Origin of the sequence: Halomonas sp. 18071143 (genome assembly GCF_019211725.1) — a bacterium.
GTDB lineage: Bacteria > Pseudomonadota > Gammaproteobacteria > Pseudomonadales > Halomonadaceae > Vreelandella > Vreelandella stevensii.
Map to the genome: position 1 here is coordinate 2,051,495 of NZ_CP078120.1, position 15,924 is coordinate 2,067,418.

Annotated in this window: 15 protein-coding genes; 1 reads left to right on the forward strand and 14 read right to left on the reverse strand. The window is 63.3% G+C overall.

Annotated features, from left to right (window positions below):
• Positions 1-98: 98 nt before the first annotated feature.
• The 13 genes from KVY02_RS09560 to leuC form a co-directional block, all read right to left on the reverse strand.
• A complete protein-coding gene (locus KVY02_RS09560) occupies positions 99-647 on the reverse strand; it encodes a CvpA family protein (RefSeq protein WP_081138987.1) in 549 nt (182 codons plus the stop codon).
• A 2-nt stretch (positions 648-649) separates the two neighbouring features.
• Complete coding sequence (locus tag KVY02_RS09565; protein ID WP_081138986.1) at positions 650-1,339, reverse strand: SPOR domain-containing protein; 690 nt, start codon at positions 1,337-1,339, stop codon at positions 650-652.
• Positions 1,340-1,356: 17 nt separating this feature from the next.
• Positions 1,357-2,652 (reverse strand): bifunctional tetrahydrofolate synthase/dihydrofolate synthase, encoded by a 1,296-nt coding sequence (gene folC, locus KVY02_RS09570; protein WP_081192999.1) that lies wholly within the window; start codon positions 2,650-2,652, stop codon positions 1,357-1,359.
• A complete protein-coding gene (accD, locus tag KVY02_RS09575) occupies positions 2,645-3,646 on the reverse strand; it encodes an acetyl-CoA carboxylase, carboxyltransferase subunit beta (RefSeq protein WP_016914044.1) in 1,002 nt (333 codons plus the stop codon). The genes folC and accD overlap by 8 nt, the downstream gene beginning before the upstream one ends.
• A 95-nt stretch (positions 3,647-3,741) precedes the next feature.
• Positions 3,742-4,545, reverse strand: coding sequence for a tryptophan synthase subunit alpha (gene trpA, locus KVY02_RS09580; protein ID WP_016914045.1), 804 nt, complete (start codon positions 4,543-4,545; stop codon positions 3,742-3,744).
• Positions 4,546-4,553: 8 nt separating this feature from the next.
• A complete protein-coding gene (gene trpB, locus KVY02_RS09585) occupies positions 4,554-5,792 on the reverse strand; it encodes a tryptophan synthase subunit beta (RefSeq protein ID WP_218313421.1) in 1,239 nt (412 codons plus the stop codon).
• Between the two features lie 72 nt (positions 5,793-5,864).
• Positions 5,865-6,497, reverse strand: a complete 633-nt coding sequence (locus tag KVY02_RS09590; RefSeq protein WP_081138982.1) for a phosphoribosylanthranilate isomerase — start codon at positions 6,495-6,497, stop codon at positions 5,865-5,867.
• Positions 6,494-7,432 carry a tRNA pseudouridine(38-40) synthase TruA gene (gene truA / locus KVY02_RS09595; RefSeq protein WP_081138980.1) on the reverse strand — a complete coding sequence of 313 codons (939 nt, stop codon included), beginning with the start codon at positions 7,430-7,432 and terminating at the stop codon, positions 6,494-6,496. The genes KVY02_RS09590 and truA overlap by 4 nt, the downstream gene beginning before the upstream one ends.
• Positions 7,433-7,441: 9 nt before the next feature.
• The gene (locus KVY02_RS09600) at positions 7,442-9,199 is read right to left on the reverse strand and encodes a type IV pilus assembly protein FimV (RefSeq protein ID WP_218313422.1); all 1,758 of its coding nucleotides are present in this window, start codon (positions 9,197-9,199) and stop codon (positions 7,442-7,444) included.
• Positions 9,200-9,394: 195 nt separating this feature from the next.
• Positions 9,395-10,507 carry an aspartate-semialdehyde dehydrogenase gene (gene asd, locus KVY02_RS09605; RefSeq protein ID WP_016914050.1) on the reverse strand — a complete coding sequence of 371 codons (1,113 nt, stop codon included), beginning with the start codon at positions 10,505-10,507 and terminating at the stop codon, positions 9,395-9,397.
• A 128-nt stretch (positions 10,508-10,635) separates the two neighbouring features.
• Positions 10,636-11,721: a 3-isopropylmalate dehydrogenase gene (gene leuB / locus KVY02_RS09610; protein ID WP_218313423.1), complete on the reverse strand. Its 1,086-nt coding sequence runs from the start codon at positions 11,719-11,721 to the stop codon at positions 10,636-10,638.
• A 30-nt stretch (positions 11,722-11,751) separates the two neighbouring features.
• Positions 11,752-12,399, reverse strand: a complete 648-nt coding sequence (gene leuD / locus KVY02_RS09615) for a 3-isopropylmalate dehydratase small subunit (RefSeq protein WP_039179896.1) — start codon at positions 12,397-12,399, stop codon at positions 11,752-11,754.
• A 3-nt stretch (positions 12,400-12,402) separates the two neighbouring features.
• Entirely contained in the window at positions 12,403-13,854 is a 1,452-nt protein-coding gene (leuC, locus tag KVY02_RS09620; RefSeq protein ID WP_081138978.1) for a 3-isopropylmalate dehydratase large subunit, read from the reverse strand.
• Positions 13,855-14,023: 169 nt separating this feature from the next.
• Here leuC and KVY02_RS09625 point away from each other — a divergent pair, with 169 nt between their 5' ends.
• Positions 14,024-14,908: a LysR family transcriptional regulator gene (locus KVY02_RS09625; protein WP_016914054.1), complete on the forward strand. Its 885-nt coding sequence runs from the start codon at positions 14,024-14,026 to the stop codon at positions 14,906-14,908.
• Between the two features lie 98 nt (positions 14,909-15,006).
• Here KVY02_RS09625 and KVY02_RS09630 read toward each other — a convergent pair whose 3' ends face one another.
• On the reverse strand, positions 15,007-15,867 hold the full coding sequence (locus KVY02_RS09630) for an SDR family oxidoreductase (RefSeq protein ID WP_218313424.1): 861 nt from the start codon (positions 15,865-15,867) through the stop codon (positions 15,007-15,009).
• Positions 15,868-15,924: the final 57 nt, after the last annotated feature.

The following is a 15,924-nucleotide window of genomic DNA, read 5'->3' on the forward strand; positions in this document are numbered from 1 at the left end:
TACCTCGCTTTAGTACCACGGCTTGCTGGTGCAAACCCGTATGATCATCCAACTTACTCATGCCGCTGCCAAGCAGCGACGCAACTTCCACCGCTCGGCTACTGCTGAGCGGGTACGCGTAATTCGGGGAGCGAGACATCGCGCAGCGACGCCGGTGGCGTCGGCAGCTCACGCTCCCACTGGTCCAGTTGGCTCACCGCCCAGTCCCGCAACTCGATGAAGGTGGGGCGCAGTGAGGCCTCCTGCCATGCCTGAAGGTCTGCCAACGGTGTCAAGGTGATCAGCACGGTCACCACCAGCAGGATGACCGCGCCACGGGCCAGCCCGAACGCAGCGCCCGCAAAGCGGTTCAACAGCCCCATGCCCACCCACTCCACGGCGGCGTGAACGATGCGTATCACGATGCCGCACAGCAGAATCACCGCAAAGATGACCAGCGCAAAGGCCAGCACCAGGCGAGCATCGAAACTCTCGATGAAGCCAGCCATCAGCTCGGCCACCGGCTCGGCCAGCACCCGCGCCACCATCAGCGCGACGAGCCAGGCAGCCAGCCCCAGTGATTCACGCACGAAGCCCCGCACGAAGCCTGCCAGCATCGATAGCGCCAGCACGGCCAGAAAAACGGCATCAATCCATGTCAGCGCCATGATCAGTCTCTTACCCGCACCAGCAGGCCTTGAACATTGGCGCGCTCTTTCACCAGCGCCAACGCCGCCTCGCCATCTTCCGAAGAGCCGTACGGGCCCACCAGCACGGTGGTGAGGTTGTTGTCACGCGGGCGCTGGAAAACGCGGAAACCTTGATTGGTGAGTTGGTCGCTGATTCGCTGGGCATTGGCGGCATCGCCAAAACTGCCTACCTGAACGGCCCATTCGCCCTGCTGCTGCGCCTGGGGAGCAGAACCATTGCTGCTGCCGCTGCTACTGCTACCGCTGCCTCGGTTCTGGTTGGCGGCCACCAGCTCGGCAATCGGGTCATTGGCGGGAGCGGGCGTCGGTTCGCTGCGCGGCGCTTCGGCGGGTGCCGCTGGCGGAGGCGTTTCAGCGGGCGCACTGGCAACGGCCTCGGTCTGCGGTTCCAGCGGCACAACCTCGATGGGCTCGTCCACTACCTCGGCATTCTCCAGCGGCTCGAGGGGAGACGGCGCGTTGATGGAAGCAGGCATCTCGGGCACAGGAACGTCCTGACGCACCACATTCACCGGCTGTTCGATCACGAAGGTGGGCTGCGGACGCTCCTCCCGGGGAGCCGGGTCACTCATCAACCACGGCACGATGATCGCCAGCACGGCCAGCAGAATCACGAGACCGCTAATGCGTTCCGTTTTACCGTATTTCATATCCCTCTCCCTCCAGCTTAACGTGCCTGCGGCGATGCTTGAGGCAGTGGCATCGCCAGTAGCGCTGCCACGGTAAAGAATGACCCCGTTGCCAATACCCGATCCTCTGGCGTCAGCCGTTGAGCCAGCCACTCTGCCCCGGCCTCGGGGGAATCGGCGCAATGATACACGCGCCCGCCCAGCGACGTAATACGCTCGGCAAGCTCGCTGGCCGAGCGGCCACGTTCGCCTTCCAGGCTGACGCAGACCCAGTCACGGATACGCGGCAACAGTGCCTCGATCACACCGTCGGCATCCTTGTCATTGAGCATGCCCAGCAGCCCCCACTGGCGACCACCGGCAGGCGGCGCGGGAAGCCTGCGCGCCAGATAGCTGGCCGCATGCGGATTATGCCCCACGTCCAGGCACCACTGCCCGCTCCACTGCAGGCGCCCCGGCAGCGTCACGCCAGCCAGCGCTTCACTGACCGGCCGCACCTTCAACGGCACACCTGCCAGCGCCAGCGCCTGCAGCGCCGTGGCCGCATTGTCGATGGGCAAGCCCGGGTCTGGCAGCGCGTCAAGGGAAAGAGTATCCCCTTCACGGTTGAGCCCATGCCAGCACCAGGGCGTGCCTGGCGGCTCGTCACCCGCGCTATGGCTGAAACCCACGCCCAGCACGTAGCTGGGCGCAGCCACCGCAATGGCCGTGTCCAGCACGCTCGTGGGCAGCGTCAAGCTTCCCAGCACGGCGGGTTTCAGGGGGCGAAAGATACCTGCTTTTTCGCGCCCGATCTGAGCCAGATCGGTCCCCAGGAAATTGGCATGATCCTGCGCGATGGTAGTCACGATGGCCACATCGGCATCGATGATGTTGACGGCATCCAGCCGCCCGCCCAGCCCTACCTCCAATACCGCCAGATCCAGCTCGGCATTGGCCAGGCACCAGAGCGCACACAGCGTGCCCGCCTCGAAGTAGGTCAGACTGATGGCGGGCGCTTCCAGGCGAGCATCCTCCACCTGAATGAAGCCTTCGACCAGGGTTTGGTCACTGGCTTCGCGCCCTTCCAGCGTGACCCGCTCGTTATAGCGCAGCAGATGAGGAGACGTGTAGGTACCGGTGCGCAGGCCATGCGCCCGCGCCACCGCATCGATCATGGCAAGGGTCGAGCCCTTGCCATTGGTGCCTGCCACGGTAATCACCTGGCGAGCCAGGGGGCGGTCCAGCAGTCCCATACGCCGGGCCACCTGCGACACCCGCTCCAGGCCCATGTCGATGCCTACCGGGTGCAGCGTCTCAAGATGATTCAGCCATTCGGCTAACGTGCTAGGCATTGCGCGACGCGTCATCGCTCGCAGGCTGGGCAGGCTCTGCCTGAGCACTGCTCTCTGCAGCATCCGCCAATGCGGCTTCTTCCACCACAGGTTCGGTGATTTCACCTTCGACCACCGGTTCAGCGCTGGTTTCCACGGCGGGCTGATGGGTCAGCTTGCGCAGCACACCACCGACACGCGCACGCATGTCATGACGATGTACGATCATGTCGACCGTGCCGTGTTCGAGCAGAAACTCGCTGCGCTGGAAACCTTCCGGCAGGGTTTCGCGCACGGTCTGCTCGATGACCCGAGGGCCTGCAAAACCGATCAGGGCGTTGGGTTCGGCAATGTTCAGGTCACCCAGCATGGCCAGCGACGCGGAAACGCCACCAAACACCGGGTCGGTCAGCACGGAAATATAGGGGACACCCGCCTGTTTGAGCTTCTCCAGGGCTGCCGAGGTCTTGGCCATCTGCATCAGCGAGAACAGCGCTTCCTGCATCCGCGCGCCACCCGAGGCAGCAAAGCAGATCAGCGGAATACCCTCGTCCAGCGCAATGGTGGCCGCGCGGACGAACTTCTCACCGACTACGGCCCCCATGGAGCCGCCCATGAAGGTGAACTCGAAGGCCACGGCCACGACCGGCAGGCCATCCAGCTCGCCACGCATGGCAACCAGCGCGTCTTTTTCACCGGTCTCTTTCTGGGCAGCCGTCAGGCGGTCCTTGTACTTCTTGGAGTCGCGGAATTTGAGGCGGTCATTGGGCTCGATCTCGGCCCCCACCTCTTCGCGCCCCTGCTTGTCCAGGAACCAGTCAAGGCGCTTGCGGGCGGTCAGACGCAAGTGGTGGTCACACTTGGGGCAGACGCTGTGGTGCTTTTCCAGCTCCGGCAGGTACAGCACCGCCTCGCATTTGGGACATTTACGCCAGAGGCCATCGGGCACGCTGGCACGACGGTCCTTCCGCTGGATACGCCCCATGGAGGGCACGATCTTGTCTAACCAGCTCATATCAAAAAGGCTTCCGTATACGTCAACGCTTGGTCAAGCCAAGCTTGATGAGTGTCGTCAATTCAAGATTCAGTGTAGACGATGAGAGGACGCACTCAGGCGTCCATGGCGGTCCGCATCTCAGCCAACACGCTCTTCAACTGTCCGGTGATGGTTTCAGGGGCATCCACGCTGTCCGCAATGCGGTTGACCAGCGCGCTGCCGACGATCACGCCATCGGCGACTTTCGCCACCTCGGCGGCCGTCACCCCATCGCGAATACCGAACCCAACGCACAGCGGCAAATCGGTCATGTCACGCAGCGGCGCCAGGTGTTCAGCGACATCGGCTGCGTTCAATGTGGCCGCCCCGGTCACGCCTTTGAGCGACACATAGTAAAGATACCCCTCACCGTGGGCGCATATTGTAGCGGCACGGGCATGGGAAGTGGTAGGCGCAACCAGGAAAATCGCTGCCAGGCCGCGCGCTTTGAGCAGCGGGCCGAACTCGTCCGCCTCTTCCGGCGGCATGTCCACCACCAGCACGCCGTCCACACCGACGCTGGCGGCTTTATCGGCAAAGGCCGTGTAACCGATGCGTTCGATAGGATTCAGGTAGCCCATCAGCACGATGGGGGTCTGGGTATCGGTCTGGCGAAACTCGGCCACCATGTCCAGCAGGTCCACCAGCCGGGTGCCCTGTTTCAGAGCCCGCTCGCAGGCCTTCTGGATGACCGGGCCATCCGCCATCGGGTCGGAGAACGGCACGCCAAGCTCGATCACATCGGCCCCGGCATCCACCAGGGCGTGCATGAAGCCTACCGTGTACTGGGGCGCAGGGTCCCCGGCGGTGATGTAAGGGATCAGAGCCTTGCGGCCCTGCTGCTTCAATTCGGAAAAACGCTGGTCGATTCGATTCATGCTAGCCCTTAAAACTCGATGCCGTCGATGTTAGCCACGGTCATGATGTCCTTGTCACCACGCCCTGAAAGGTTCACCACGATATGCTGATCAGGCCGCATGGTGGGCGCCAGCACTTTGGCATGGGCCAAGGCATGGGCAGACTCCAGCGCAGGCATGATGCCTTCCATGCGGGTCAGCTCGCGGAACGCTTCCAGCACCTGCTGGTCGTTGGCGGCCACGTACTGCACGCGACCGGCGTCTTTCCACAGCGCGTGCTCGGGGCCAACGCCAGGATAATCGAGGCCTGCGGAGATGGAGTGAGTGTCCATCACCTGGCCCGCTTCGTCGGACATCAGGTAGGTGCGGTTGCCGTGCAGCACGCCACGCGGTGCATTGGAAGACAGCGGCGCGGCGTGACGGCCGGTTTCCACCCCGTCGCCCCCTGCCTCGACACCGTACATGGCCACGGCGTCATCTTCGACGAACGGGTAGAACAGGCCAATGGCATTGGAGCCACCGCCCACGCATGCTACCAGCGCATCCGGCAGGCGGCCGATCTGCTCCAGCGACTGACGGCGCGCCTCGCGCCCCACCACCGCATTGAAATCGCGCACCAGCAGCGGGTACGGATGCGGCCCGGCCACGGTACCGATGATGTAGAAGGTGTTGTCCACGTTGGTGACCCAGTCACGCAACGCCTCGTTCATGGCGTCCTTGAGCGTGCGGGTGCCGGACTCCACCGGAATGACCCGAGCGCCCAGCAGCCGCATGCGGTACACGTTCAGCTTCTGGCGCTGGACATCGGCGGCGCCCATGTAGACATCGCACTCCAGCCCCAGCCGCGCGGCAACCGTGGCCGTGGCCACACCGTGCTGACCCGCGCCGGTTTCAGCGATGACCCGAGGCTTGCCGGCCTTCTTGGCCAGCAGCGCCTGACCGATGGTGTTGTTCACCTTGTGGGCGCCGGTGTGGTTGAGGTCTTCGCGCTTCAACCAGATTTGCGCGCCACCCAGCGAGTTGGACCAGCGCTCGGCGTGATACAGCGGCGAGGGGCGACCCACATAGTGCGCCAGGTCGCGGTCGAACTCCGCCTGAAAGGCCGGGTCGTCGCGCAGGCTGAAGCAGGCCTGATCCAGCTCTTCAAGAGCGTAACTCAGGGTTTCCGACACGAATCGGCCGCCATAGGGGCCAAAGTGACCACGGGCATCCGGCATTCGGGTCAGGTCGCTGAACTTGGTTTCAGTTGCTGAGACTGTCACAGGCATACCTCACAGGATTGCCAGAAAGGCAAAGATGAATGAATACATAAAGGTGGAAGAAGGGTTTTACGCCCCTCGTCAGCGCTGATCGGCCCGCCCGACCTGAGCCACGAAGTCGGCCATTCGCCGAGCATCCTTTTGGCCTGGGGCGGCTTCGATTCCCCCTGATACATCAACCGCATAGGGAGCCACCTGCGCCACCGCGGCGGCAATGTTCTCGACCGTCAGCCCACCCGCCAGAATAACAGGTTTTTGCAGGGCTGCGGGGATTCTAGACCAGTCGAAGGTTTCTCCGGTTCCGCCAGGCACGCCCGGCCGATAGGCGTCCAGCAGCAGTGCCTGGGCGGCCGCATACTGCTGCGCTGCCTGATGCAGGTCGAGGTCGTCACGCATGCGCAGCGCCTTGATCCAGGGGCGATCGAACTGGGCGCAGAAGTCGGCGGACTCGTCACCGTGGAACTGGATCAAATCCAGGTGCGGCAAACACGCCTCCACCAGCGCCACGTCAGGGTTGACGAACAGCCCCACCCGCGTCACAAAAGCCGGTACCGGTGCTGCCAGCGCTGCCAACGTGGCAGGGTCGATCCCCCGCGCGCTCTTGGGCCACATGACGAACCCCAGCGCATCGACCCCCAGCACCACGGCCTCGGCCACGTCCTCGTGGCGAGTAAAGCCACAAAACTTGATACGCGTGCGACCAGGTGCGGTCATGAGGCGCTCTCCTGCTGTTCAGGGCTGGTTTGCTGGGTAAAGGTGAGCTGGCGCCGGGCGGCCACTCTAGGCGTCTCCGGCAGCGCCCGCTCGCCGGTCCACTCGCCGGTGAAGGCCAGCAGATTGGGCCCCAGCGGCTCCCTGGGAATCTCGAAACGTTCGTCGTAGAGGGAGTCGACGAAATGCAGGCCGCAGGCAGGCGCCGTGACATCGCCCTTCTGGCGATTCTTCATCGCCAGCAGGCGGGCGATATGCCCTTCGTCCTGCGCCCCCCGGCCAACGCTGGCCAGCGCTCCGGCAATGTTACGGATCATGTGATGCAGGAAGGCATTGCCTTGGATGTCGATCACCACCAGCGGGCCGTAACGCTTCACTTCGACGAAGTGCATCTGGCGCCAGGGGGATTTCGACTGGCAGCCCGCCGCGCGGAAGCTGCTGAAATCGTGCTCGCCCACCAGCACCTGGGCCGCACGATGCATGGCATCGGCATCCAGCGGGTCGCGACACCAGGTGACGTTGTGGCGCTCCATGACCGGGCGGCTGATCTGATTCAGAAAGAGGTAGCGGTAACGGCGTGCCAGCGCGCCAAGGCGCGAATGAAAATCGTCGGATACCGGCTTCACCCAACGCACCGCCACGTCTCGGGGCAGATTGGTATTGGCGCCGAAAATCCACGCTTTTTCAGTGCGCTGTACCGGCGGGTCGAAGTGAATCACTTGGCGCGTGGCGTGCACACCGGAATCGGTGCGGCCGCTGGCGTAGATATGCACGGGCGCCCCCGCCACCTTGCCCAGCGCATCTTCGATGGCCTGTTGCACGGAGGCGGCATGCTTCAGGCGCTGAAAGCCACAAAAACGTGTGCCGTCATATTCGACGCCCATGGCCAGTCGGCCAGCCAGCGGTTGTGTTTCATCAAAGTGGTAGAACAGCGTCATCAAGCCACGTCATTTGGAGGATTTGGAAGAGTCGCTATTATCCCGACGTCGCGGCTCGAATGCCACCTCTTCGATTTCCCACTCCTCTTCAGGGGTATAGCGGGTGCGCAGCGGCGCAGCGTCCGCGTTTCCTGACAAGGAGGTCTCGGCCTCGTCTGGCTCGTTGGCCTGCAGCGAGGGCGGATGATAATCGATATAGTGCGCCCGATGATCGTCCGGCACCGGTTGCGCAGGCGCCTGGGGCGTCGACAGCTCTGTAGCCTCCTCCAAGGGGCTATGCTCACCAGACGCTTGAGCAACAGGTTCCTGAACAGCCGACTCGTCGGTCACCGGCTCGTCAGCAGCAGACACCTGCTCATAGCGCTCGGCTACCTGTGGCGGCGCTTTCGGGATATCGAAAGGCGGTGGTTCGGCAAGGGGCGGCTCGGCCAAAGGTGCGCCAGCGGTGCCGGTGCTTTCCATGACTGGCTCGGCGCGTCGTGGGGGCGTTTCTACGGCAGCGGCGGGCGCGGGCACGTCCTCCCACTGGCGCTCGCGGCGCTTGCGTGACCACACCAGCGCCCCCAGCAACAGCGCCAGGGCGGCACTGGCCAGCGGCCACTGATAGGCCTCCAGCCGTGCGATCACCCCCGGCCCGGACGCTCGCGCACCGGCCGCCTGACCCGCGCTGGCCGCCATGGCTTCTGCGACAGCCAGGGCATGCTGGGTTTCCTGTTGAGACGCCTGCAGCGCCTCCGTCAACGAGGCCACCTCCTGACGCAGCGCAGCCATTTCCGCCTGCATCAGGTCACGCTCTTCGAGGACGGTTTGCAGCATGGCCTGGCTTTCGCGCAGCTGTTCTGCCAGGTCGTTGAGGGTCAGCCCTGCCAGCTCGCTCTCTGTCTCGCTCTCGGCATCACCCTCGGCCAATGGGCCTTCTGGCGCGCCCTGTGGCAACTGCTCGCTCGCGGCCAGCGCCTCGTCGACCAGCACCGGCTCCTCGCCTGACGATGGCGCCGCCGCCGTTTGGCGCATGGCCTGCACCGCCTGGGATGCCTGGCTGGGGCTACGTGCCATGATTTGCTCGCGACCTGGCACCACCAGGGTTTGCCCGGCGCGAAGTTCATCCGGGTTACCGGAAGGGAACGCCGACGGGTTGGCTTCGACCAGGGCCAGCATCATCTGCTGGACGCTGACCTCGGCGGGCTTGACCCGCGCCGCCACCCCCCACAGTGAATCGCCGCTGGCCACATAGGCCGTTCCGCCAGGCGCCTGGGCCGCACTGGCCACGGATGCGGGCGATGGCGAAGAAGAGACTGCCTGTGGCGGGGCTTGCGCAGCCGTCGCGGACGGGCTGACATGGCTGGCAGGTGCCGCCACCGGCGCACTGGCGGCGCTCTCCGGCAGGTCGAACAGTAGCGTGAACGCCTCGGCGCTACGCCCATCGGGGCCGCTGATGGTCAACAGCAGATCCAGCCAGGGCTCCAGCACCTCCTGCTCGGTGCGCAGCACCACCCGAGCACCGCCGGGAAGGCGCTCGATCTCGGCGCGCACGCTGGCCGCCAGCGGGGTCCACTCCAGCCCCCGGGCGGTAAAGGCCGCTTCGTCAGCGACCTCCACCCGTATCTCGCCCAGCGCAGTCTCGGAGACATCCACGATGGGTGCGGAGGCATTCAGCGGTGCCTGGAGCGGTGAGTTGACCGTCACCTGCCCCAGCCCCACGGCCAACGCCAACGGGCTTACGACGCCCAGCGGCAGCCATGACCACCATGCCAGCTTGTTTTTCATTGCGGCCCCTACTGCCTGCGGTTCCCTGCGTTACATTGTGCGGAAACATTCACCCATCACAATGACTTAATTCGTTTTTATCATAACGTATTTAACATGCCGCCTGGGCCAATGCACCTTCGACACGCCCGATAGGCAAAAAAATGGGAAGCTGCGAACAGCTTCCCACCGGTTTACCTGACGACCCGCGCTGGATTACTGCTCGCGCAGGATCTTCAGCATGCGCTTGAGCGGCTCGGCGGCCCCCCACAGCAGCTGGTCGCCCACGCTGAAGGCCGAGAGGTATTCACCGCCCATGTTCAGCTTGCGTAGCCGGCCTACCGGCACTTGCAGCGTGCCCGTGGCTGCTGCCGGGGTCAGGCCCGCTACGGTGGCGTCCTTATCGTTGGGAATCAGGCGCACCCACTCGTTGTGCTTGGCAATGCGCTCTTCGATCTCGTCCAGCGGCACATCCTGCTTCAGCTTGATGGTGAACGCCTGGCTGTGGGAGCGCATGGCACCGATACGCACGCAAAGGCCATCGATGGGAATCGGGTTGTTCTGCAGTCCCAGAATCTTGTTGGTCTCGACGCTGCCTTTCCACTCTTCGCGGCTCTGGCCGCTCTCCAGCTTGGTGTCGATCCACGGCAGCAGGCTGCCCGCCAGCGGCGCAGTGAAGTTTTCCGTGGGGAAGTCGCCGCCACGCATGGCCGCAGTGACCTTGCGGTCGATATCCAGAATGGCGCTGGCCGGGTCGGCCAATTCGCTGGCCACGCTATCACGCAGGTGGCCCATCTGGTTGAGCAGCTCGCGCATGTGCTTAGCACCGGAGCCGGACGCCGCCTGATAGGTCATGGAGGTCATCCACTCGACCATATCGGCCTCGAACAGGCCGCCCAGGCCCATCAGCATCAGGCTGACGGTGCAGTTGCCGCCCACGAAGGTTTTGGCACCTTTCGCCAGTTGCGCATCGATGACCTTACGGTTCACCGGGTCGAGGATGATGGTGGCTTCGTCTTCCATCCGCAGGGTGCTGGCGGCATCGATCCAGTAGCCTTGCCAACCGCCGTTGCGCAGGTCGCCGTAGACCTTCTTGGTGTAGTCACCGCCCTGGCAGGTGATGATCACGTCCAGCGCTTTCAGGTCATCCAGTGCAAACGCATCTTTCAGCGGAGGCACGTCCACGCCGATGTCGGGGCCGGGCTGGCCAACTTGAGAAGTGGTGAAAAAGATCGGCTCGATGCCGTTGAAATCACCATCTTCCTGCATGCGCTGCATCAGCACAGAGCCCACCATGCCACGCCATCCCACGAAACCGACTTTCAACATGTGAAGTCCTCCAACCAAGAATGAGATAAGTATTATACACAAATATCCGACACGACGTCGGCCACCCCTTGGGGCAGCCGACGTTGGTTGCTTTGCGATGAGTCGAAGCGAAGCTCTTTTTGCAAGCCTTAGGCTGAGCGTTGTGCAAAGGCCGCCAGCACCGCATCGCCCATCTCCACCGTGGAGACCCGACGGGTGCCTTCGGAAGCGATATCCGCCGTGCGCAGGCCGTCGTCCAGCACGCTGCCCACTGCCGCTTCGATGCGCTCGGCCATGGCGGGCTCATTGAGCGAGTAGCGCAGCATCATGGCCACCGAGAGCATCATGGCCAGCGGGTTGGCGATGTTCTGGCCTGCGATGTCCGGCGCGCTGCCGTGGCAAGGCTCGTACATGCCCTGCCCGCTCTCGTTGAGCGATGCAGAAGGCAGCATGCCGATGGAGCCGGTCAGCATGGCGGCGGCATCGGAGAGAATGTCGCCAAACATGTTGCCGGTGACCACCACATCGAACTGCTTCGGTGCACGCACCAGCTGCATGGCGGCGTTGTCCACGTACATGTGCGACAGCTCTACATCTGGGTATTCCGGTGCCAGCCGCTCCATGACCTCACGCCACAGAATCGTCACTTCCAGCACGTTGGCCTTGTCCACCGAGCAGAGCTTCTTGCCGCGCTTCTGGGCCATCTCGAAGGCGACACGACCAATGCGCTCGATTTCGCTTTCAGAGTAGATATAGGTATTGAAGCCGACCCGCTCGCCGTCGCGCACTTCGATACCCCGGGGCTGGCCGAAGTAGATGCCGCCGGTGAGTTCACGCACGATCATGATATCCAGCCCGGCCACCAGCTCGGGCTTCAAGCTGGAAGCGCTGGCCAGCTGCGGATAGAGCATGGCCGGGCGCAGATTGCCAAACAGGCCCAAGTTCTTGCGCAGGCCCAGCAAGCCCTTCTCAGGACGCCTGGAGAGGTCTTCGATCTTGTCCCATTTGGGGCCGCCCACGGCACCCAGCAGAATCGCGCTGGCAGCCTTGGCTTTTTCCAACGTTTCGGCGGGCAGCGGCTCGCCGTGTACGTCGTAGGCCGAGCCGCCCACCAGACCCTCTTCCACGTCGATGTCCAGGCCAGCGTCTTGGCAGGCTTTCAACAAACGCGCCGCCTGGGCGGCAATTTCCGGGCCGATACCATCACCGGGCAGCAGTAACACCTTATGAGTCATGCTCAATCCTTAGCACAAAAAATGGAAGACTTACGCGGGCTGGCGGAACAGCCAAGGGCGCTGCTGACGATGCTGCGCTTCGAAGCTGCGAATGGCCTCTTCGTCTTGCAGGGTAATGCCGATATCGTCCAGGCCGTTCAACAGGCAGTGCTTGCGGAATTCATCGACCTCGAATTCCAGAATCTCGCCGCTGGGCGTGATCACGCGCTGATGCTCCAGGTCGACGTCCAGCTGGTAGCCTTCGTTGGCGTCCACCTCGGCAAACAGGCGATCCACCTGCTCTTCAGCCAGCGTCACCAGCAGGATGCCGTTTTTGAACGCGTTGTTGTAGAAGATATCGGCAAAGCTGGGGGCAATCACTACCTTGAAGCCAAAATCTTCCAGCGCCCAGGGCGCGTGCTCGCGGGAGCTGCCGCAGCCAAAGTTACGCCGTGCCAGCAGTACCTCGGCGCCTTTGAAGCGCGGCTGGTTCAGAACGAAATCCGGATTCAGCGGGCGCTGGGAGCAGTCCTGACCGGGTTGGCCTTCGTCCAGGTAGCGCAGCTCATCGAACAGGTTCACGCCAAAGCCGGTCCGCTTGATGGACTTCAGGAACTGCTTCGGAATGATCAGATCGGTATCGACATTGGCACGGTCCAGAGGCGCGACGATGCCTTCAAAACGTTCGAACTTTTTCATGGCTCAGGCCTCCTGGGCGTGGGTGGCATCGTTGGCAGGCAAGGTACGGACATCGACGAAGTGGCCAGCAATGGCGGCCGCAGCGGCCATGGCCGGGCTCACCAGATGCGTACGCCCGCCGTAGCCCTGACGACCTTCGAAGTTACGGTTGGAGGTCGAGGCGCAGTGCTCGCCAGCGCCCAGCTTGTCGGCATTCATGGCCAGACACATGGAGCATCCCGGCTCGCGCCACTCGAAGCCCGCTTCGATGAAGATCTTGTCGAGGCCTTCGGCTTCCGCCTGGCGCTTCACCAGGCCAGAACCCGGCACCACCATGGCCAGCTTGATGGTATCGGCTACCTTATTGCCCTTGGCCACCTTGGCGGCTTCACGCAGGTCTTCGATACGCGAGTTGGTGCAGGAGCCGATGAACACCTTGTCCAGTTTGATATCGGTAATTTTCTGGTTGGCCTGCAGGCCCATGTACTCCAGCGCGCGGGAGTGGCTGCGCTGGACGGTTTCGTCATCGGCGGCCTGGGGGTCGGGCACCTGACCGGAAATACCGGTGACCATTTCGGGGCTGGTGCCCCAGCTTACCTGGGGCTCGATCTCTTCGGCCTTCAGGGTGACCACTTTATCGAAGTGGGCATCGGCATCGGAGACCAGCTGGCGCCAGTCGGCCACGGCGGCCTCCCACTGCTCGGCGGTAGGCGCAAAGGGGCGCTCGGCGAGGTAATCGATGGTGGTGTCATCGACCGCAATCAGCCCCACTCGGGCACCCGCTTCGATGGCCATGTTGCACACGGTCATGCGGCCTTCCATGGAGAGCGATTCGATGGCGCTTCCAGCAAACTCGATGGCATAGCCGGTGCCGCCGGCGGTACCAATCTTACCGATGATGGCCAGCACCACGTCCTTGGCGGTCACGCCCAGACCCAGCTCGCCTTCCACGCGCACCTGCATGTTCTTCATCTTCTGCGCCAGCAAACACTGGGTAGCCAGCACGTGCTCCACTTCCGAGGTGCCGATCCCGTGGGCCAGCGCGGCAAAGGCGCCGTGGGTGGCGGTATGCGAGTCGCCACACACCACGGTCATGCCGGGCAGTGTGGCACCCTGCTCGGGGCCCACCACGTGCACGATGCCCTGGCGGGGGTCGTTGATCTTGAACTCTTCGATACCGAAGGCCTGGCAGTTGTCGTCCAGGGTCTGCACCTGAATCAACGAGACCGGGTCCTTGATGCCGCTGTTGCCCTCGGCACGCTCTTTCACCGTGGTGGGCACGTTGTGATCGGGGGTGGCCAGGTTGGCATCCAGACGCCAGGGCTTGCGGTTGGCCAGACGCAGGCCTTCAAACGCCTGTGGCGAGGTCACTTCGTGGAGCAGTTGGCGGTCGATGTAGATCAGCGCCGTGCCGTCATCGCGCTGCTTGACCAGGTGCTGGTTCCAGAGTTTGTCGTAAAGGGTTTGACCTGACATGTGGCTCTCCTGGGCAGTGCCCTGCTAGTCGTGTTGGCGGCTTCTACGGGCCGCTCTTGTCGCGGGCGTCATGGACGATGACCCGAGTGTTACCCGACTCGCACATAAAAGCAATTCATGTTATTCATACTTTAGATTCCAAATAGGAATAGATGATCAGGGAGTTGCCATGGATACCCAAAGCCTGCAAGCCTTTCTTGCCGTGGCGCAAACCCAAAGCTTTTCCCGGGCCGCCGAGCAGCTTCACCTTACGCAGCCAGCGGTGAGTAAACGCATTGCCACCCTGGAAGAGCTGCTGGGCACGCGGCTTTTCGACCGTATCGGGCGGAAAATCACCCTCACCGAGGCAGGCAACCTGCTGCTGCCCCGCGCCCAGCGTATCCTGTTCACCGTGGACGACAGCCGCCGCGCGCTGGCCAACCTTTCCGGCCAGGTGGGCGGCAAGCTCACCCTGGCCACCAGCCACCACATCGGCCTGCACCGGCTGCCGCCGCTGCTCAAGCTCTACACCCAGCGCCACCCGGAAGTGGCCCTCGACCTGCACTTCCTGGACTCCGAGCTTGCCTATCAGGGCGTGGTGGATGGCACCCTGGAAATGGCCATCGTCACCCTGGCGCCCCACCCGGTGGAGCAGCTGCAGGTGGTCGAACTCTGGCGCGACCGGCTCTGCTTCGTCTGCGCCAAGGACCACCCGCTGGCCCAGCGCAGCCGCACCCAGGCCACGCTGAGCCTGGCCGAACTGTGCGAGGTGAACTGCGTGATGCCCGGCGCCAAGACCTTCACCCACACCCTGATCGGCCAACGCTTCCAGGCCGCCGGCCTGACCCTGCCGGTCAGCATGTCCACCAATTACCTGGAAACCCTGAAGATGATGTGCAGCGTCGGGCTCGGCTGGAGCCTGCTGCCGGAAAGCATGCTCGACAGCGAACTGGTCGAGCTGCCGGTGGATACCGACCCCATCCACCGCCCGTTGGGCTATCTGGTACACCACAACCGCACGCTCTCCAACGCAGCGCGCAGGATGATCGAAGCGCTGGAGAATGCCCGCGCGTGATGGCCTGGTAGCGGGGGCAACGTCAGAAACGAAACTGGCCCACGCCTCTACAAGCGTGGGCCAGCGCCACAGAGACCCCGCCTAAATGCGGGCATGTATTACCGCGATGACGACAGCGCCTGTTTGACAGCCTCTTCCAGCGACAGCGTGGGCCTACCCAGCAACTGGCTCAACTGATGGCCCTCATCCAACAGGGCCCCCTTGGCAACTCCTCTATCGGCGTCTGCCAATACGCTAGCGAACTCCTTCGGCAGCCCCGCCTGCTGCAAAGCACTTACGTAGTCGGCCTCACTCACGTTGACGTAATCGACGCGCTGCCCGCTTTGCCGCGCGATAACGGCCGCCAGCTCACCCAGCGTATACGCGCTGTCACCTGCCAACTCATACACGGGCTCCCTGTGCTGATCGCTGGCCAGCACGATGGCCGCTGCTTCGGCGTAATCAGCCCGCCCAGCCGAGGCAATCCGCCCCTCGTCGGCGCAGCCAAACAAGGCCCCCTGGGCGACCGCTCCAGGAGCGCCCTGCGTATAATTTTCGGTGTACCAGCCGTTGCGCAGCAGCACATAAGGAACACCAGAGGCATGAATCAGTGCCTCGGTCTCGCGGTGCTCCTGCGCTAAACCAAGCGGCGACGAATCGGCATGCAATAGGCTGGTATACGCCAGTAGCGCTACGCCCTGACGCTTCGCAGCCTCGATGACCGCCCGATGCTGATCGACACGCTGGCCAATCTCGCTAGACGAGATCAGCAGCACCTTCTCGGCCCCTTGCAAAGCCGCTTGCCAGCTGTCAGGGTCATCGTAATTGGCTTGACGTACGTGTACGCCTAGCTCGGCCAGCGGCTGGGCTTTTTCCACATTCCGCACGGCGGCCACAATGTGCTCGGCAGGCACGCGCTTCAATAGCGCATCAATCACCAAGCGGCCTAGCTGTCCGGTAGCACCCGTTACTACGATCATGTTTTCACCCTCATTCATCTGCAATGGTTGGTGAAACGAAGCGTACCCTTTAAACTA

Bases quoted from the DNA above. Each gene is read 5' to 3' on its own strand.
- KVY02_RS09600 (WP_218313422.1), bottom strand. From the start codon at position 9,199: ATGAAAAACAAGCTGGCATGGTGGTCATGGCTGCCGCTGGGCGTCGTA.
- leuC (WP_081138978.1), bottom strand. From the start codon at position 13,854: ATGTCAGGTCAAACCCTTTACGACAAACTCTGGAACCAGCACCTGGTC.
- leuB (WP_218313423.1), bottom strand. From the start codon at position 11,721: ATGACTCATAAGGTGTTACTGCTGCCCGGTGATGGTATCGGCCCGGAA.
- KVY02_RS09560 (WP_081138987.1), bottom strand. From the start codon at position 647: ATGGCGCTGACATGGATTGATGCCGTTTTTCTGGCCGTGCTGGCGCTA.
- KVY02_RS09565 (WP_081138986.1), bottom strand. From the start codon at position 1,339: ATGAAATACGGTAAAACGGAACGCATTAGCGGTCTCGTGATTCTGCTG.
- accD (WP_016914044.1), bottom strand. From the start codon at position 3,646: ATGAGCTGGTTAGACAAGATCGTGCCCTCCATGGGGCGTATCCAGCGG.
- trpB (WP_218313421.1), bottom strand. From the start codon at position 5,792: ATGCCTGTGACAGTCTCAGCAACTGAAACCAAGTTCAGCGACCTGACC.
- folC (WP_081192999.1), bottom strand. From the start codon at position 2,652: ATGCCTAGCACGTTAGCCGAATGGCTGAATCATCTTGAGACGCTGCAC.
- leuD (WP_039179896.1), bottom strand. From the start codon at position 12,399: ATGAAAAAGTTCGAACGTTTTGAAGGCATCGTCGCGCCTCTGGACCGT.
- KVY02_RS09625 (WP_016914054.1), top strand. From the start codon at position 14,024: ATGGATACCCAAAGCCTGCAAGCCTTTCTTGCCGTGGCGCAAACCCAA.
- asd (WP_016914050.1), bottom strand. From the start codon at position 10,507: ATGTTGAAAGTCGGTTTCGTGGGATGGCGTGGCATGGTGGGCTCTGTG.
- KVY02_RS09630 (WP_218313424.1), bottom strand. From the start codon at position 15,867: ATGATCGTAGTAACGGGTGCTACCGGACAGCTAGGCCGCTTGGTGATT.
- trpA (WP_016914045.1), bottom strand. From the start codon at position 4,545: ATGAATCGAATCGACCAGCGTTTTTCCGAATTGAAGCAGCAGGGCCGC.
- truA (WP_081138980.1), bottom strand. From the start codon at position 7,432: ATGACGCTGTTCTACCACTTTGATGAAACACAACCGCTGGCTGGCCGA.
- KVY02_RS09590 (WP_081138982.1), bottom strand. From the start codon at position 6,497: ATGACCGCACCTGGTCGCACGCGTATCAAGTTTTGTGGCTTTACTCGC.